This is a genomic window from Natrinema gari JCM 14663 (assembly GCF_000337175.1).
GTDB classification, from domain to species: Archaea; Halobacteriota; Halobacteria; order Halobacteriales; family Natrialbaceae; genus Natrinema; species Natrinema gari.
Map to the genome: position 1 here is coordinate 23060 of NZ_AOIJ01000057.1, position 16148 is coordinate 39207.

Annotated in this window: 16 protein-coding genes and 2 tRNA genes; 12 read left to right on the top strand and 6 right to left on the bottom strand. The window is 65.5% G+C overall.

Features of this window, described 5'->3' with window-relative positions; translation table 11 throughout:
• Positions 1 to 441: 441 nt before the first annotated feature.
• A tRNA-Ile gene (locus C486_RS12710) sits at positions 442 to 515 on the bottom strand.
• 79 nt (positions 516 to 594) lie between these two features.
• The gene (locus C486_RS12715; protein ID WP_008456759.1) at positions 595 to 1188 is read right to left on the bottom strand and encodes an FxsA family protein; all 594 of its coding nucleotides are present in this window, start codon (positions 1186 to 1188) and stop codon (positions 595 to 597) included.
• 132 nt (positions 1189 to 1320) lie between these two features.
• On the opposite strand from C486_RS12715, the gene C486_RS12720 reads away from it, so the two are divergent.
• Both C486_RS12720 and C486_RS12725 read left to right on the top strand, forming a co-directional pair.
• Entirely contained in the window at positions 1321 to 2964 is a 1644-nt protein-coding gene (locus tag C486_RS12720) for a DUF255 domain-containing protein (RefSeq protein WP_008456761.1), read from the top strand.
• 81 nt (positions 2965 to 3045) lie between these two features.
• The gene (locus C486_RS12725; RefSeq protein WP_008456764.1) at positions 3046 to 3849 is read left to right on the top strand and encodes a TrmB family transcriptional regulator; all 804 of its coding nucleotides are present in this window, start codon (positions 3046 to 3048) and stop codon (positions 3847 to 3849) included.
• Here C486_RS12725 and mptA read toward each other — a convergent pair.
• Entirely contained in the window at positions 3846 to 4772 is a 927-nt protein-coding gene (gene mptA, locus C486_RS12730) for a GTP cyclohydrolase MptA (protein WP_008456765.1), read from the bottom strand. The genes C486_RS12725 and mptA overlap by 4 nt on opposite strands.
• Before the next feature lie 420 nt (positions 4773 to 5192).
• On the opposite strand from mptA, the gene C486_RS12735 reads away from it, so the two are divergent.
• The 3 genes from C486_RS12735 to C486_RS12745 all read left to right on the top strand — a co-directional run bounded on the left by C486_RS12735 (position 5193) and on the right by C486_RS12745 (position 8061).
• Positions 5193 to 5606 (top strand): hypothetical protein, encoded by a 414-nt coding sequence (locus C486_RS12735; protein ID WP_008456767.1) that lies wholly within the window; start codon positions 5193 to 5195, stop codon positions 5604 to 5606.
• A 545-nt stretch (positions 5607 to 6151) separates the two neighbouring features.
• On the top strand, positions 6152 to 7081 hold the full coding sequence (locus tag C486_RS12740) for a nucleotidyltransferase domain-containing protein (protein WP_008456769.1): 930 nt from the start codon (positions 6152 to 6154) through the stop codon (positions 7079 to 7081).
• Positions 7082 to 7302: 221 nt separating this feature from the next.
• A complete protein-coding gene (locus C486_RS12745) occupies positions 7303 to 8061 on the top strand; it encodes a hypothetical protein (protein WP_049910545.1) in 759 nt (252 codons plus the stop codon).
• A gap of 208 nt (positions 8062 to 8269) precedes the next feature.
• Here the strand turns inward: C486_RS12745 and C486_RS12750 are convergent, their stop codons facing one another.
• Positions 8270 to 9106 (bottom strand): NAD(+)/NADH kinase, encoded by an 837-nt coding sequence (locus tag C486_RS12750; RefSeq protein ID WP_008456772.1) that lies wholly within the window; start codon positions 9104 to 9106, stop codon positions 8270 to 8272.
• 323 nt (positions 9107 to 9429) lie between these two features.
• Here C486_RS12750 and C486_RS12755 point away from each other — a divergent pair, with 323 nt between their 5' ends.
• The 6 genes from C486_RS12755 (at position 9430) to C486_RS12780 (ending at position 14229) form a co-directional block, all read left to right on the top strand.
• Positions 9430 to 9669 carry an amphi-Trp domain-containing protein gene (locus C486_RS12755; protein WP_006183924.1) on the top strand — a complete coding sequence of 80 codons (240 nt, stop codon included), beginning with the start codon at positions 9430 to 9432 and terminating at the stop codon, positions 9667 to 9669.
• A 1-nt stretch (position 9670) separates the two neighbouring features.
• Positions 9671 to 10033 (top strand): hypothetical protein, encoded by a 363-nt coding sequence (locus C486_RS12760; protein ID WP_008456775.1) that lies wholly within the window; start codon positions 9671 to 9673, stop codon positions 10031 to 10033.
• Positions 10034 to 10111: 78 nt separating this feature from the next.
• Complete coding sequence (locus C486_RS12765; RefSeq protein ID WP_008456776.1) at positions 10112 to 10540, top strand: universal stress protein; 429 nt, start codon at positions 10112 to 10114, stop codon at positions 10538 to 10540.
• 113 nt (positions 10541 to 10653) lie between these two features.
• Entirely contained in the window at positions 10654 to 12159 is a 1506-nt protein-coding gene (locus tag C486_RS12770; RefSeq protein ID WP_008456778.1) for a hypothetical protein, read from the top strand.
• Positions 12160 to 12267: 108 nt separating this feature from the next.
• Positions 12268 to 13233 carry a transcription initiation factor IIB gene (locus tag C486_RS12775; protein WP_008456780.1) on the top strand — a complete coding sequence of 322 codons (966 nt, stop codon included), beginning with the start codon at positions 12268 to 12270 and terminating at the stop codon, positions 13231 to 13233.
• A 312-nt stretch (positions 13234 to 13545) separates the two neighbouring features.
• Positions 13546 to 14229, top strand: a complete 684-nt coding sequence (locus C486_RS12780; RefSeq protein ID WP_008456782.1) for a hypothetical protein — start codon at positions 13546 to 13548, stop codon at positions 14227 to 14229.
• An 87-nt stretch (positions 14230 to 14316) separates the two neighbouring features.
• Here C486_RS12780 and C486_RS12785 read toward each other — a convergent pair.
• Positions 14317 to 14387: transfer RNA gene (locus tag C486_RS12785), tRNA-Gly, on the bottom strand.
• A gap of 400 nt (positions 14388 to 14787) precedes the next feature.
• On the opposite strand from C486_RS12785, the gene C486_RS12790 reads away from it, so the two are divergent.
• Complete coding sequence (locus C486_RS12790; protein WP_008456784.1) at positions 14788 to 15582, top strand: NAD+ synthase; 795 nt, start codon at positions 14788 to 14790, stop codon at positions 15580 to 15582.
• On the opposite strand, the gene C486_RS12795 is transcribed toward C486_RS12790, so the two are convergent.
• Complete coding sequence (locus tag C486_RS12795; RefSeq protein WP_049910535.1) at positions 15579 to 16121, bottom strand: GNAT family N-acetyltransferase; 543 nt, start codon at positions 16119 to 16121, stop codon at positions 15579 to 15581. The genes C486_RS12790 and C486_RS12795 overlap by 4 nt on opposite strands.
• Positions 16122 to 16148: the final 27 nt, after the last annotated feature.

A 16148-nucleotide genomic window follows, 5' to 3' on the forward strand; every position in this document is an offset into this window, starting at 1 on the left:
ACCGCTGGCAGTCAGCGACCGATCGCCTCGAAATGATGGGCGTGCTATCTGTCTGCATCTATAGTACTCTGTGATTCTGTGAGATAGTGTATTGTGCCGCTCTCGCCGGCGCGCGATTTCCGACGGAGACAGTTGCAGTCCGCTCCCGACCCGTCCGGTTGTAGCAGTCCTCAAGCGGTAACTGGCGGGACTGCTCACACGAGTTTCGTTGGATATGACTTCGGACGTCGGGTTTTCGTTCGACCGATATGACCCCTCACAGTAGCACGGACGCGTCATCCAGGAGTTCGCTCGTGACGAGCAGTGGTCCAACTCGGATTTGAACCACCGGAAGACGTTCCGGGTCGCTCACTTCGTTCGCTCCCGGGCTGTGACTTCCGTCATTCAAATCCGAGTAGGGTTCCATAGCTACGGCTCACGAGGTTGCTCGCAGCAGAAGTATGGGCCAACTCGGATTTGAACCGAGAGCCTCCACCTTATCAGAGTGGCGCTCAACCTAATTGAGCTATTGGCCCGCGTCGCCGTCTTCTTCGCACTCAGTAGTTGCTCGGTGGGACGTTTAAGCGTTTCTTTCTCCGGGACCCGTGGGAATCGCTACCGAGCGAGGGGATCGTCGTCCCGCTCATCGTCCGCGTCGTCGGCGTGTTCGTCGCCGAAGTCGATCGTATACGAGTCGTCGTTTTCGTCGACGGTGTAGGCGTCGTCGCCGAGATCGTACGTCCCGCTGTTGGTCGATTCGGTGGCGTTGCCCGCCGTCCCGTCATCCGGGAAGCCGAACGTCCAGACGGTGCCGCTGGCGAACCCACCCGTCTTCTTGTCCGCGTAGGGGACGATCACGAAGCGCTTGAGGGCGGCTCGGATCGGAATCCGTGTCAGCGGCACGGCGAGCAGGAAGCCGATGACGTCGGTCACCAGCCCGGGAGTCAACAGGAACGCTCCGGCGGCGATCAGCAGTCCTCCGTCGAGCAGTTCGTTGGTCGGCGGCTCCCCTGCGGCCATCGTCCGTTGCATCTTCCGGATCGTTCGCCGCCCTTCCGCACGAACGAGGAGCATCCCGACGAGTCCCGTCAACACGACGAGCAGCACCATCCCGACCCAACTGATGAATCCGAACTGGGTGACGATCACCGCGAGCAAGACGGCATCGAGAAACGGGATGAGCAACAGCGCGAAGATCCACCGGAGCATACACCGATATAGCCACCGAAGGGTGAAAATCCTTTACTCTCGTTCCACGAACGGAATCGACGCCGCTCGTGGCCCGCTCGAGGGGGTGCGAGCGAACGAAGGGCTTACGCCGTCGACTCACCTGGGTCCGGTATGGACGATACGACCCGCGTCGAGTGGCGCGAGTGGGGACGGGACGCCTTCGACGAGGCCGCGGCGGCTGACGTTCCCGTCTTGCTCTCGCTGACCGCGACGTGGTGCGATCACTGCCACGAGATGGACGCGGAAACCTACGCCGAGCCCCGTATCGCGGCCAACGTCAACGACAGTTTCGTCCCGGTACGGGTCGATGTGGACCGGTACCCGCGCGTTCGCGACCGATACAATATGGGTGGTTTTCCGTCGACGGTCTTTCTCGCACCCGACGGCGCGGTCCTGACCGGTGCGGGCTATCTCGGTCCCGACGGGATGCGACAGGTCCTCGACAGCGTCCGAACCATGTGGGACACGAAAGGCGACGGTGCAGCGCGCATCCCTCGACCGCTCCGCGAGGACAACCCGCCGGCCGGTGAGGTAACGGCCGACATCGAGTCGACCATGCTCGGCCAACTCTCGGAAAGCTATGACGAGACCGCGGGCGGCTGGGGTCAACACCCCAAGTTCCCGCTGCCCGACGCCCTCGAGTTCGCGCTCAAACGGGACCGCGAAATGGCGCTGCGATCGTACGACGCGGTCGGTGCGAACCTGCTAGACGAGTACGACGGCGGCTTCTATCGGTTCGCAACCGACCGCGACTGGGCCGGGCTCCAACGCGAGAAGCTCTTGGACTCGAACGGCGCGCTCGTGCGTGCGTTCGCCAACGCCTACCTTCACACCGGAACGGACGAGTACCGCGAGCCCGCCGATCGCACGATCGACTTCCTCACGACGACGCTGTGGAACGCCGAGGCCGACGCCTTCGCGAACAGTCAGGCTCCCGGCGAAGACGATGCCCACAGCCTCGACGCGACCGACCGAGCGGCCGCCGACGAGCCGCCGGTCGACGACGGCGTCTTCGCGGGTTCGAACTCGCTGGCGATCGACGGACTGCTCACTTATTACGCCTACACCGATGACGACCGGGCCCGCCGGTACGCCGAGCGCGCGCTCGCGACCCTCCGGGCGGACCTGCTCGAGGACGGCGTCGTCCGTCACGCACGCGAGCAGGCGGTCGAACGCGACGCCGACGACGCGGTCCCGCTCCTCGCGAACCAGGCCCGCGTGCTGGCGGCGCTGACGACGGCCGCCAGTACCATCGAGACCGCTGTCCTCGACGATGCGACGGCTGTCGCGGAAACGACGATCGACCGACTCCACGACGAGGACTCGTTCCTCGACGGTCCCGCCGAAGGCGTCGGTCTATGCGACCAGCCGCTCCGGCCACTGGACTCGAACGTCGCGTTCGCGGATGCGCTGATCGATCTGGCCGCCCTCACCGGGAACGACCGCTACCGCGAGTTCGCCCGGGAGACCCTCGAGGCATTCGCGGGGGCAAGCGACCGGTTTACCGTTCAGGTCGCTCGCTACGCGACGGCCGCGTCCCGACTGCTCGAGGGGCCGCTGGTGATCAGGGTCGCCGCCGCGCCCGGAACGGACCTCCACCGTGCGGCGCTCCGAGTCGCGGACCACGAAAAGGTCGTCGTCCCCGATGCCGATCTCGCGGCTGGAACGGCGCGAGCCGAACGGGGCGACCGCCTGTCGGCGGCTGCCGAAACTCCGGGCGAGTTGAGCGAACGCGTCCAGTCCCTTCTCGACTGATATTCAGCCCCGAAACGGCCGAGGACGACGACGTATCAAACTACCGTAGCGTTTATGTCGCTTCGGTCGGTCCGTTATGACATGGCCAGTCTCAGGGACCTCGGGCTCTCCGAGTACGAAGCTCGAGCCTACCGATCGCTGCTCACCACCGGCCCGACAACGGCCAAGGAGCTGTCACGAGCGAGTGACGTCCCGATGGGTCGGATCTACGACGTGCTCAACAGTATCGAACAGTACAACCTCGTCCGGACGCAGACCGCGAGCCGGCCGAAGAAGTACGTCGCCGTCGAACCCACGACGGCCCTCGACCGCCTGCTCGAGGACAAGAAACGGGAACTCGAGGAAAAGGCCGACCAGTACGAGTCGATCGTCGACGATCTGGCCGACGAACTCGACGCGGCCGAGCCGGTCGAAGAGCAGTTCTGGACCGCCGCCGTCGGTCCCGACGAGACGATCGACCTCCTCTTGGAGCGGCTGGCGGCCGCCGACCGGGACATCGTCATGGTGTCTTCACATCCCTCCCCTCAGTGGGACATGCAGGCGGTCAGCGAGGAGATCAACGCCCAACTCGAGCACGCGCTCGATCGCGGCGTCTCCGTCGACCTGTTGCTGACCCGTGAGATGGTCGGTTCGATGTCGGAGGCAGTGGGCCAACGCTATCGCGAGACCTTACAGCAACGCGACGACTTCGATGTCCGCACCTACGACGATGTCACGGGGTCGTTCAATATCATCGACGGCGTCGAAGTCTGCATTCAGGTCCCGAACCCGCTGTCCTCGGGGGAAGCATTCGGGATGATCGACCTCAAGGACCCCGAGTTCGCCGCGAACGTCCACGAGGAGTTCGTCCCGCGGTGGGAAGACGCCGACCCGCTCGAGTTCTAGTTCTCGATTTCCTCGCGGAGCGTCCCCATCTCGACGATACGCTCGGCGTGGGCGTTGTGCTGGTGGATCGACTCGTCGTTGGACTGGCTCATCGTGATCACCGCATCGTCGGCCAGGTGGTCGAACTCCTCGACGACGCCTTCCGCCAACGCACGGACGCAGTCCTCGACGAACTTCGCGTCGGCGTGGGCGTCGTACGTCATGTAGTCCTCGTCGGGCCGCTTCGCGAGGTTGTAGATGCGCGCGCTCATCGAGTCCCGAGCGATGTCGATGATGTCGTTCAGATCGACCGACGGGTCGCCGCTGGCTTCGACCGCCAGCGTCGCGTGCCCTCGCTGGGAGTGACCCGGCTGTGGCACCTCGTCGAGGAACGCCGTGATCGTTTCCTCGTCGACACCCAACTCCTCGAGCGTGTCCTTCGCACGGGCCGTCGACATGCCCTGTGAGCAGGGACAGACGGTCATCCCGGTGACCCGTGCACCGATCTCCTCGCGGGTGCCCTCCTCGGTCGCCGTCGCCGACGCGACGATGTCGACGGTGTGTTGGGTCTCGCGGTCGCTGGCGGGCGTCTGCTCGCGGCGCATGAATTCGGCTTCCATCGAGACTTCCGCCTTCGAGGTGTAGTCGTGGCGCTCGAGCAACCGCTCGGCGGCCTCGCCACAGACTTCCTCGACGCCGTAGGCCTCCTCGCGGGTGGCGTCCTCCAGAATCTCGTCGATGACCTCCATGTTGCGGCTCATGTCCGCGCCCTTGCGCCAACCCGGGAGGTCGACGAAAACCTCGAACTCGGCGGTGAGGACGATCGGACGCTTGTCCTCGCGGGCGATCTTGACGAGCTTGTCGACGCCGGTGACGCCGACCTGACTCAGGCCGACGGTCACGTCCGGCGACGTCGCCTGCACGTCCGGCAACTGATGACTCATTGACCGCATTCAGGGTAGCGGGTGATTCAACCTTTCGGAACCGGGTATCGATTGCGCGGCTCCGCTCGAGCCGTCCGGATCAATGGGTTCTCCGCATGCGTTGTGCTCCCACACGACTCGAGCCAAGACATCAGATTGGTTAGTTAAGCACGCTAATAACACTCCCAACAGCAGAGAACTAACTCCGATACTGATCGATCGAGCTGTATTTATATTACGTTATTCTAACACGTCTATGGGTCCTCGACGCTCGCGACGGGAGTCGCTCGAGTCCGGTCGGACCGTCACTCACCGCTGGCTGGAGCGGGCCGTACGGTTCGTTCGACCGAATTGTGCCGTGGTAGCGCCGTCCCCATCGAACGCGAAATCCGTGCGACGGCGTGACCGAAGCGATACGAGTGGTGCTGCGTCGAGGGGGTCATGAACCGACGCGAATTCCTCGCCGGCGCGGGTGCCCTGTCTGCTGTGCTCGGAGCGGGGTGTCAGACCCTCCGAGACGACCCGGACCCGGCGTTCGAAATCCGAACCGTCCGGACGTACCAACCCGACGGTGGAACGGTTCTGGTGGTGACGACAGTCGAAAAGCGAAACGGCGTCCCCGGGCACGTAACGCTCCGTGCGGAACTCCGGATCGACGGCGGCTACGACCACGCGTTCATCCAGGAGTACGTCGTTCCCGCGGACGTTTCCGAGCGAACGCTCGCAGTTCCGTTCGAGTCCGACGAACCGGTGTTCGAGAACGCGACGTACGACGCGCGAGTGAAACTCCTTCGCGAGGGCGAGGCGGATAGCCGCTGGACGACCGGCGACGGGACGGCAAACGAGACCCGATGAGGAACGTCCCGTCTCACTCTGCGACGCGTCCCGACGTTGACGTTTTGGGGGCCGAACGCTTCGAACGCGTTCTCTCGACGTTCGATGCGGCCTCTCGTATGGAATGTCGCGTCGCGGCACCGACCGAGTCAGGCACTCGATCGCTTCGCTGAAGTGGCGACCTGTCCGTTGGCTTCGCCGTTCTTTATATGCTTCTGGTCACAAGGTAAAGCTACGACGGGACGATGCCATTCTGCAGCCCGGTGAATTACACCCGATAGTCACGCCGCCGTATTTTCGGCTCTCGTTCGATTGGCAACTGGACGGCAGTTCCCGGCGACCGGCGGCGTCACGCATCGCTCGAGCCAGCGGAGAGTCGTTTCGCCGCGTCCCACGCGAAAGCGAGCACGAACGGAAAGCGCAGCGAGTCTCGTTTGAACTGTTCTCGCCGCGCATTCGTCGCACTCCGCTCCGTTCTTTAAGTGCTTCTGATCACAAGGTAAAGCTATGACGGGCATTCGTCACCCGGCCTTCTCGTCCCGTTTCCACGACCTCGAGTCACAGCCATGCCGTCCGTCCCGAAGCACGTCCACGAGACCGTCGACGGCCACCTCGCTGCGATCGAACGCGAGGCGGATGTCGCGGTCGCGCTGGCGGCCGCCCGCGGGAGCCGCGCCTGGGGTGCGGCGAGTCCCGACAGCGATTACGATGTCGGCCTCGTCTACGTTCCGACCGATCTGCGGCGGTATGCCCACCTCGACGGCGTCACGGAGGGCATCGTCGAGGACCGCGGCGAGTTTGAGTATCAGGGCTGGGACGTGCGGACGTTCGCGCGGCTGCTGGCCGACTCGAACGAGGGCGCGATCGACCTGCTTCGGAGCCCGATCCGCTACCGAACCGCGTACGACCCCGCCGACCTCCTCGCGTACATCCGGCGGACGTACAACTCCCTCGACCTCTATCACACGTGGCGCGGGATCGCGACGAGCAACTACCGGAAGTACGTCTCGCACCATCTGGTCAGCACTGACGACGAAACGTTTCCGATCCTCGACGCGGACAGCGCGGACGGCGACGTGTACACCGTCGAAACCGACGCCGGAACGCGGACGATCCCGGCCGACGACGAGCGATTTACCGAGACGCAGACCAAGCCCACGGTGAAGCGAAACCTGACGATCGTCCGGGCTGCCATGTCCGCCCGCTACCTCCGGGAGACGGGGGCTCGCGGTAGCCACGACCTGCCGGCGCTCGCGTTCGAGACGTTCCTGTGCGAGCAGGCACCCGCGGTCTTCGACACCGAGCGGATCGACTGCGCCCGCGAACTGCTCGAGCGGAAACGGGCGGGCGACGGGGACAGCGAGATCGGCGACGCCGTCGGTCGCGCGTTCGCACATCCGGCACGGGAAATCGATCCCGCGATTCACGCTCGGGACGGCCCCGAGATCGACCGACTGGACGGGTTCATCGACGACTTGATCGCCGCGGTTCGGTGACGCCGACGGACCCACCTCACCCCGACCGCTCCTTAAGTGTCTCTGGTCACAAGGTTAAGCTACGAAGGGCTTTTCGCGGACCGATCACCTCGACCGGCGAGCGCTCGGTCCCGCTCGAGGACTGGGACCCGTCGAGACGTGTTCGAGTGGCTGTTTGTCCGATGCTCTGGCATATCGGACGGAGCGAGCCTTTTTCACGCTCCCTCTCCGAGCGACAGACGATGCAAGACGACGGTGCCGACTCTGGTCCAGGTTCCGAGCGAGCCGTGGACGGCGTCGAACCGGAGCCCGCCCGTGACCGCCGCCTCGAGACCCGGCCCGGGTCCGGGTCGCTCTCGCGGGCCGACGTGCAGCGCGATTCGACGGTCCGCCAGTGGGGCGTCGTCACGCCGAGCGCGACGGTCATCGGCCGCGCGGACTCAGCCGACGCGGACATCTCCGAGAGCGTTCGTCGCCTCCACGACGAACAGCACGCGGCGACGCCGGGCTACAGCGAGCGTGCGCACCGACTCGACCGGCTCCGAACGACGCAGGCGCTTTGTAACGCGCTCGAGGTAACGCCGTGGCAACGTGACCTCGCGCTGGGCGTCATGGACGAGATCGATCTCACGGAGTTCGGGAGCCAGCGTGCGATCGAGAAGGTCGCGCTCGTGGTGATCCGTCACGTCGTCGATGTCGACCGCCAGCAGTACTTCGGGCTGGACGACATCGATGCTCAGGCGCTCTCCGCCGACCGGCTGGAGGAGCTGTTCGGCCGATATCGCGCACACGACATCACCGACGAGGCGGCATTCGAGCGGCTCGCGGCCGAGTACGGGCTGGACACGACGAGCTTGAACCGACTGCGCCGCGTCCTCAAGACCCAACTCGACGACGAACTCCCGGCCTACGGGCGCAACCCCTATCGCGACCCGAACCTGCCGGACGTGACGGGATCGGAGACCAAGGCCGCGGACACGGCCGTCGGCACCGAGAGCTAAGGACGCGGTCACCGCCCGGGTTCCGGTCCGCCTGCGGCCCTCGTCTCGAGTCGACTGCCGGTGACCGCCGGTGCCCTCCGAACGCCCGAGCGGCGCTCTGACCGGCGAGGACACCCGCTTGACGGCCGAGCCGCGCTGATCCTCGCTCGAGGTCGAGTGGCACCCGTCGACCTGCACAGCGGCACGCGGAACGTGGAGGCTCGATCGCTCACTCGAGTTTGTCGAGGCCGTCGAAGAAGTTCGCCTGCGGACCGACCAGCCTGACGGCTTCGTTCGCGAGCGAGACCGATACCTCAGCGGGGGGATCGAGACGCTGTCGGTTTCGGCCGTCGCTGATCGCGTAGGCGGCTTCGGTTTCGGAGACGGTGAGCGTGATCTCGGTCTCGGGTTCGACGACCAGCGGCGGCATCGACTCCGTCGCGGCCATCTGTGCGACGACGAGCGACTCCGCGGACGGATGGACCAGCGGTCCCCCCTCGCTCAAATTGTACGCGGTCGAGCCCGTCGGCGTCGCCACGAGCACCCCGTCCGCGTGACTCTCTGCGTACCGTTGGCCGTCGATGTCGATCCCGACAGTGGCCCCGCCCCCGCTCCCTCGCCGCGGTCCGTGGACGACAATCTCGTTGAGCGCCGGCTCGAGCGTCCAGTCCGTTTCGACGCCGGTCGCCCGCAGTCGCGCGAGTTCGCGCTCCGCGACGGTCCCCGTTTCGTCGAGTTCCGCGGCGAGTTCGGTGACGACGCCGAGCGCGTCGTCGGGCGCGACGGCGTTGAGAAAGCCGACTTCGCCGAGGTTGATTCCCAAGATCGGCGTCGAACCGACTTCGCGCGCGACGAACAGCAAGGTCCCGTCGCCGCCGATGCTCACGACGAGGTCCCGACTTGCCATCGCGGCGACCGGGACGGCACTCGTCCCGACCGCTCCGCCGGTCGCGTCGTCGACGACGACGCTGGCTCCCTCGCGCTCGAGGGCGTCGACGAGGCTCGCGGCGAGTGCCTGTGCACGTTCGTTGTCACGTTGGGCGACGATTCCGACGGCGACGTCCATCGTCGGCGGCTACCCGCCCCGTCATCAAAAAGCCACGCTTGTCCGGCCGCCGGCGATGGGGAGCGACCGAACGCCGCCGGATGTCCCGGCCGCCGCCCATCCCTCGCGCAGTGACTCGCGCAGCAGGCCACCGCGCCGTCGGTGTCGGGCCGGACTCCCTCGCTCGAGGCAAGTCTCGTTCCTCCATCGGGCGATTCGATCCTGCCCGCCCGCCGTTTCGAGTCCGCCCAACAAACCGTTACGGCCAGGCTCGATCCAGTAACAATCAGTTATCGACATGTTCATGCTCCATACTTTTGCGGACGGGAGGCCGACGGTTCCGCATGGCGCAACGGACGACGGCCGACGAAACACTGCCACGAGAGGAACTCGCCGCGTACCTCCAGGAACTTGCGACGGAGTTCGGGAGCGAGAGCGAGGAGGTCTCGATACGAGTCGGGAACAAGAACGTGTCGCTCAACCCGCCCCACAACGTCGACGTCTCGGTCGAGACCGTCGAGCGCTCCTCGATGCTCCGGGGGAACCGTGAAACAGTCGAAATCGAACTGAGTTGGAAACCCTAACATGGCTGCCGCGGACTCCATCCTGATCTTCGTCCTGAGCCTGCTGGTCGGAACGCTCGGCATCCTCGCGGGCGCGCGACTGGTGCTGGATCGCGACGCGGGCTTCGTGAACGCGGCCGTAACCGCCCTCATCGGGGCGGCCGCCTGGGGGATCACGAGTTTCTTCGTCGGCTGGGTCCCCATCCTCGGCGTGTTGCTCATGTTGATCATTTGGGTCGGCGTCATCAACTGGCGGTATCCCGGCGGCTGGGGGTCCGCGGCCGCGATCGGATTCGTCGCCTGGATCGTCGCGGTCGGCATCCTCTATGCGCTCGCGGTGGTCGGCTTCGTCACGGCCGATGCGCTCGGCATTCCCGGCGTCTAGCGGTCCGCCTCGTTCCCGTCGTCGAAGACGGAGGGAAACCCCTTTTTCCGTTCGGGCGAGTGGTCCACGTAGACAGCAATGTACGAGACGATCCTGCTTCCAACGGACGGCAGCGACCACGCGACGACCGTCGCGGACCACGCCATCGACGTCGCGGCCACCCGTGACGCGACCCTCCACGTCCTCTCGGTTGTCGACGACCGCGCGTTCCTCGTGCTCGATGACGACCGCATCGAGCAGGTCCGCGACGACCTTGAGGAGACCGCCCGCGCGGCGCTCGACGACGCGGTGACCCGCGCTGCCGAACACGGCGTCGAGACGACGACGGCCGTCGACACCGGTAACCCGGCCGAGTGTATCGTCGAGTACGCCGCGGACGCCGATGTCGATCTGATCGTTATGGGAACCAGCGGCGACGAGTACGAACGCAACGTCGTCGGCAGCGTCTCCCAGCGAGTCGTCCGCGAAGCACCGGTCCCGGTCACCACCGTCGGCCCCGACGTGTGAGCGTCCCCGGGAAGTGTGACCACCGCTCCCCGCTCGAGGTGACCGCCCAGTTCTGCACGGACGGGTGATGATACAGCGGGTTTGATGTGTCCATCCTCGCTAGTGACCAGGAGATGCGCCGATCGATCGTGATCGCGGCCGTGTTGCTCGTTCTCGCCGTCCTTCTGGTCGGCGGTCCGTCGCTGTTCCTGTCGCTGTCGACCAGTCAGACGGCGTCTGACCCACCCACCCGGTCGACCCAGACCGAATCGACGCCGGAACTCGTACCTCTCGAGGACTCCGAGAGCGGCTTCTGGGAGTATCTCAGCCCGGCCAAGCGGTTCCAGAAACGAAGTCCGATCAACGTGGTCGTCCGCGGTGACGTCGACGACGTCGAGCGGGTATTATCCGACGCCGAGGGCGGTGCCGGTGACTGGTCGAAAGTCAACGAATCCGAGGAGGAAGCCCTTCCGGAGACGTACTCGCTTACCGTCGGCAACGCCTCCGACAACGAAACGCAACCGGCGAACGCGACCGCCGACGGCGACCGGCCGGGCAACGAGACCGCCGCCGACTCGACGGCGAACGCCTCGTCGCAAAACGAGACCGCTGCGGAAGCCGCGTCGGGCGAGCAACGGGGCCCCATTCCAAACCTCAACTGGGGGCACGCCGACGGCGGCACCCGCTACGCCTACGTCGATCCCGGTCCGAACGAGAGCGGCTACTGGACGACCGAAACGCGCCAACTCGAGGACGGCGACTACTTCGGGCAACGGTATCACATCCGCCTCTACGAGAGCCCCAACGAGGACGACGACTGGGTCGCTATGCAGACACACTCGGAGCACTTCGACTGGTTTACCCTTCGGCATCGCGTCCACGGCTCCCAGGACGCCCAGACGAAGGTCGAGACCGACTTCATGAAACACCCACGTGTCGACGTTCAGGACGACGTGAGTCGGATCTACCTCGATAACAGGAACACCGTCGACGCCGACGGCTGGGCGACCCTCGTCGAACTCGCCGGCCTGCTCGTCGTCCCGACGCTCGTCGGCGTCCGCGCCGGACGACGCGGTGGCACCGCCGCGAGCGGTCCCGACCGAGCCGGGCGCGAGCGCGTCGCCGAGCGGACGCCCGGCGCGATCACCGATCACCTGACCGAGGTCGACCGGAAACGCCTCGCCGCGGCGTACGCTCGCCTCGAGGGCGGTCACGTGCTCCTCGTCTGTACCGTCTTGGCGCTGTATCTGGGCGTCCGGATGGGTGGCCTCGCGCTCGAACGGCACGCCGCGTTTCTCACGCCACACCAGATCGCCGGGCTCCTCTATCCGGTGATCGGTGTCGGTATCCCGGTCGCGACCTATCTGCTCGCACGCGGGCTCACGCGACGGCTCGACGCTGCCGTCGTCGCCGCGGGCTCGCTCGCGGTCGCGGTCTGGCTCGACTACAGTCTGCTCGGCGTCTCCTCGCTGCCCGTCGATGTCGTCGCCCAGCGAATGCTCGTCGTCGTCGCGCTCGGGCTGATCGCCGGCGGTGCGGCCAAACGGGCCGCTCGGAGCTCGCGGTTCAACGACATGTTGCTCGTCGGCACCGCGATGTGGCTGCTCGTCCTCGTCGGCACGCTCTTCGGCTACTTCTGAGGCGGTCGGCGGCCCGGGTTCCCGCTCCGGTTGGAGTCGATCGACGGTCCAAGCGTGGTCCTTCGGTGGCGAGCCCTTAAGTCCTTCCAACATCGTTATCAACACGACATGGCAAGCCCCACCCGGCAGCGCGAACGCGATCCTGAAACGACAGACAAAACGCAGGAACCGGAGCGTGAGCGGGTGTGTGACGAGTGCGACGGCGGGACGCTGGTGAAAAGCGAGGATCAGGGCGAACTCGTCTGCGATCAGTGCGGGCTCATCGTCGAAGGAACCAACATCGATCACGGTCCCGAATGGCGGGCGTTCAACCACTCCGAGCGCCAGAACAAGTCCCGCGTCGGCGCGCCGACGACCCAGACGATGCACGACAAGGGGCTGACCACCTCCATCGACTGGAAGAACCAGGACGCCTACGGCCGCTCGATCTCCTCGGACAAACGCAATCAGATGCGCCGGCTGCGAAAGTGGCAGGAACGGATCCGGACCAAAGACGCCGGCGAACGGAACCTCCAGTTCGCCCTCTCCGAAACCGATCGGATGGCCTCCTCGCTCGCCATCCCCCGCTCGGTCCGCGAGGTCGCCTGTGTCATCTACCGGCGTGCGCTCGACGAAGACCTCATCCGCGGGCGCTCGATCGAGGGCGTCGCGACGAGTACGCTCTATGCCGCCTGTCGCATGGAGGGTATCCCCCGATCGCTCGAGGAGGTCGCTGCCGTCTCCCGGGTCGAACGCAAGGAGATCGGCCGCACCTACCGCTACGTCGCCCAGGAACTCAACCTCGAGATGGAGCCGGTCAACCCGAAAAAGTACGTGCCGCGGTTCTGTTCGGAGCTCGAACTCTCCGAAGAGGTGCAGGTGAAGGCCAACGAGATCATCGATACGACGACCGAGAAGGGGCTGCTCTCGGGCAAGTCGCCGACGGGCTACGCCGCGGCCGCGATTTACGCTGCCTCGCTGCTCTGTAACGAGAAGAAGACCCAGCGCGAGGTTTCCGACGTCGCGCAGGTGACCGAGGTCACCATCCGGAACCGGTATCAGGAACAGATCGAGGCGATGGGCATTCACGAATAGGGCGGTTCGGATTCGTGGCGTCGGAGCGCAGGCGTTCGGGCCACTCGGACGCCGGCCGCGGTGGCAACTGCCCGCACGCGGTGGTACGACACGTCTCAGGGAACGCCGCCTCTATCGACCGTCTCGACGTGATTTCTGCCTTGCCAGTACCGCTCTCGATGAGCGCTGTGGCTGCCGCTCTCGGGCACGATTCGTTCCCAGTTCCGTGTCGGTGGTGCGGCGAGAGCGAATCATAAATAACCATCGCAAATAGATACTTGAACGGCGCGGGCGGAAGCATAAAATAGCCCCCCATCCAATTCGTTCGTATCGATGTCCTCTCACCGACGAACGCTCTTGACGCGGCTCGGCGGCGTGATCGCGGGCGGTGGCGCACTTCTCGGAACGAGTGCGTTCAGCTCCGTTGACGCTGCACGAACGGTAGCCGTCGAAACCGCCGGGGACGCGAACGCGTTCCTCGGTCTCGAACCCGGTGCTGAGGGCGACGCGTACGTCCGCGAGAACGGTACGATCGAGATCGATCTGACCGCGACGGGGGATGGCCGACACGGGGTTCCCGACCACGCAGTCACGGCCGTCGATCAACTCCTCGAGATCACGAACAACGGCCCGACCGAGATCGCGGTCGGGTTCAACGACGAGTACGCGCTCGAGCACGGCGACTACGACGATCCCCCTGGTGGCTGGGGATACACGGTCAATACGGACGAAACCGCCGTGGCCGTCGGGTGGGCGAGCCCGCTGCCGTCGGAGATGGACCACTCGTTGGCAGCGGTTCGACCGCGGCTGGTCACGACCGGGTTCGAGCGGAGTACGCTCGTTGATGGCCGCCTCAAAGACGAGGTCGACGCAAAGACCGAACGGACGATCCGCCCCGGTGGTCGTCTCAATATGGGGCTGATCGTCGACACCCGCGCGAGCACGGTTACTGAAAACCCGATTCCGGAGTCCCTGGACGAGACGCTCTCGCTCTACGCCGAATCGACCACTACGTAACGCCGGCCCCGCTCGAGTCGCTCACTATCCGACGGAGCACGCGAGAACGGACCCTTCACAAAGAGTCGCCGCAACGACCTCTCGAAATGCGCTGGCCGGGAATTGAACCCGGGCTATGAGCTTGGGAAGCTCATGTCCTACCACTAGACCACCAGCGCTCCACGTCGGTTGCGCCACTCGAGGGTAGCCGCCGGTTACACTTGAACGTAGCGCTCTCGAGTCGGCCGTCCCGTCGTCGACCAGAACCCTGCCTCGAGTCGCACCCACTGCGGGCCAGCAGTCCGTAGTACGGATGCTCCGTGGTAACAAGGACTGCTGCAGGATCGTGTGTCCGGGTTGAGGGAGAAGACAGTGTGTCCAGGTTGGAATCGTGGTGATCCGTCAGCCCGTGGCGACTCCAACCCGTCGTTCGGTTCTTGCACCCGGTTCTTCGGTATTCCGGACGGTCGCGGTCACTGTTCGGCACATCGAACCGGTAGCGGGCGTCCGAACCGACCGCCCGGTCAGTTTTTCCTGGCGAGGGGAGACTATTAGGTCACGCCGCCCCTAGTCCTATTCATGATCGACGTTCGCTTTTCGGAGGCGGAACTCGAGCAGCGACGCGAACACATCACGCAGTTCATTCGCGATCGAGTCGATGCCGCGGGTGCCGACGGTGTCGTCTTGGGCCTCTCAGGCGGGATCGACAGCACGCTGGTCGGGCACCTCGCCGTCGAGGCGCTCGGGGCCGACGCCGTCCACGGTCTCGTCCTGCCGGCGACCGTCAGCAGCGAAGGGAACATGAGCGACGCCGAACGGGTCGCGCAGGACCTCGAGATCACCTCCGACGTGATCGAAATCGAGCCGATCGTCGACTCGTTGCTATCGGCCTATCCCGAGGCCGAGGGCGACCACGAAGCGGTCGGCAACGCACGCGCCCGTGTCCGTGCAGTGTTCAACTACCTCGTCGCCAACCACGAGAGTCGCCTCGTTCTGGGGACCGGCAACCGCAGCGAGGCCGCGGTGGGCTACTTCACCAAGTACGGCGACGGGGCCGTCGACTGCCACCCGATCGGCAACCTCTACAAGGGACAGGTCCGCCAGCTCGCCCGTCACGTCGGCGTCCCCGAGGACCTCGCCGCCAAGACCGCCACCGCGGAGTTGTGGGCCGACCAGACCGATGAGGACGAACTCGGAATCAGCTACGACACGCTCGACTCGATCCTGGTGACACACGTCGACGGACCGCTGTCGGTCACCGCGACCGGGCGATTGCTCGAGGTCGACGAAGCGACCGTCGAACGGGTCCGCGGCATGTACGACCGCAGCGAGCACAAGCGAACCGTCCCGCCGGCACCGGACCCGCTGGACTAATCACTGCCATCGCTTCGCCACTCGTCCTCGAGAAGCCCGTACCAGTACGCGTCCCGGTACGCGCCGTCGATGAATTCGACGTCGCGGTGAACACCCTCCTGTGTAAACCCGACCGACTCGAGGAGCCGCCGTGACGGGTCATTACGCTCGAAGACGCGGGCCTCGATCCGGTGGAGGCCGAGCTGGTCGAAGGCGTACGCGACGATGCGCCCTGCCGCCTCGGAGCCGTAGCCCTCGCCGTGGAAGTCGGGTGCGAGCCAGTAGCCGAGTTCGGCGCGCTGTGTCTCCCAGTCGAACGAGTGGAGGCCGACCGTCCCGATCGGTGTCGAATCGGCGACGATCAGGAGGACGATGGTATCGTCACCACAGACGTCGGTTTCGAAGAACTCCCGCTCCTGCTCGCGGTTCATCGGCCTCGACCGACCGATTGGCCGCCAGATCCGCGGGTCGTTGACCTGCTTCTGGAGGAACTCGATGTCCTCCTCCTCGATCGGTCGCAGCGTGATTCGATCACCGTCCAGAAACACTGGGCCAGGCATACTTGCCCATAGTTGTCAGTGAGTATC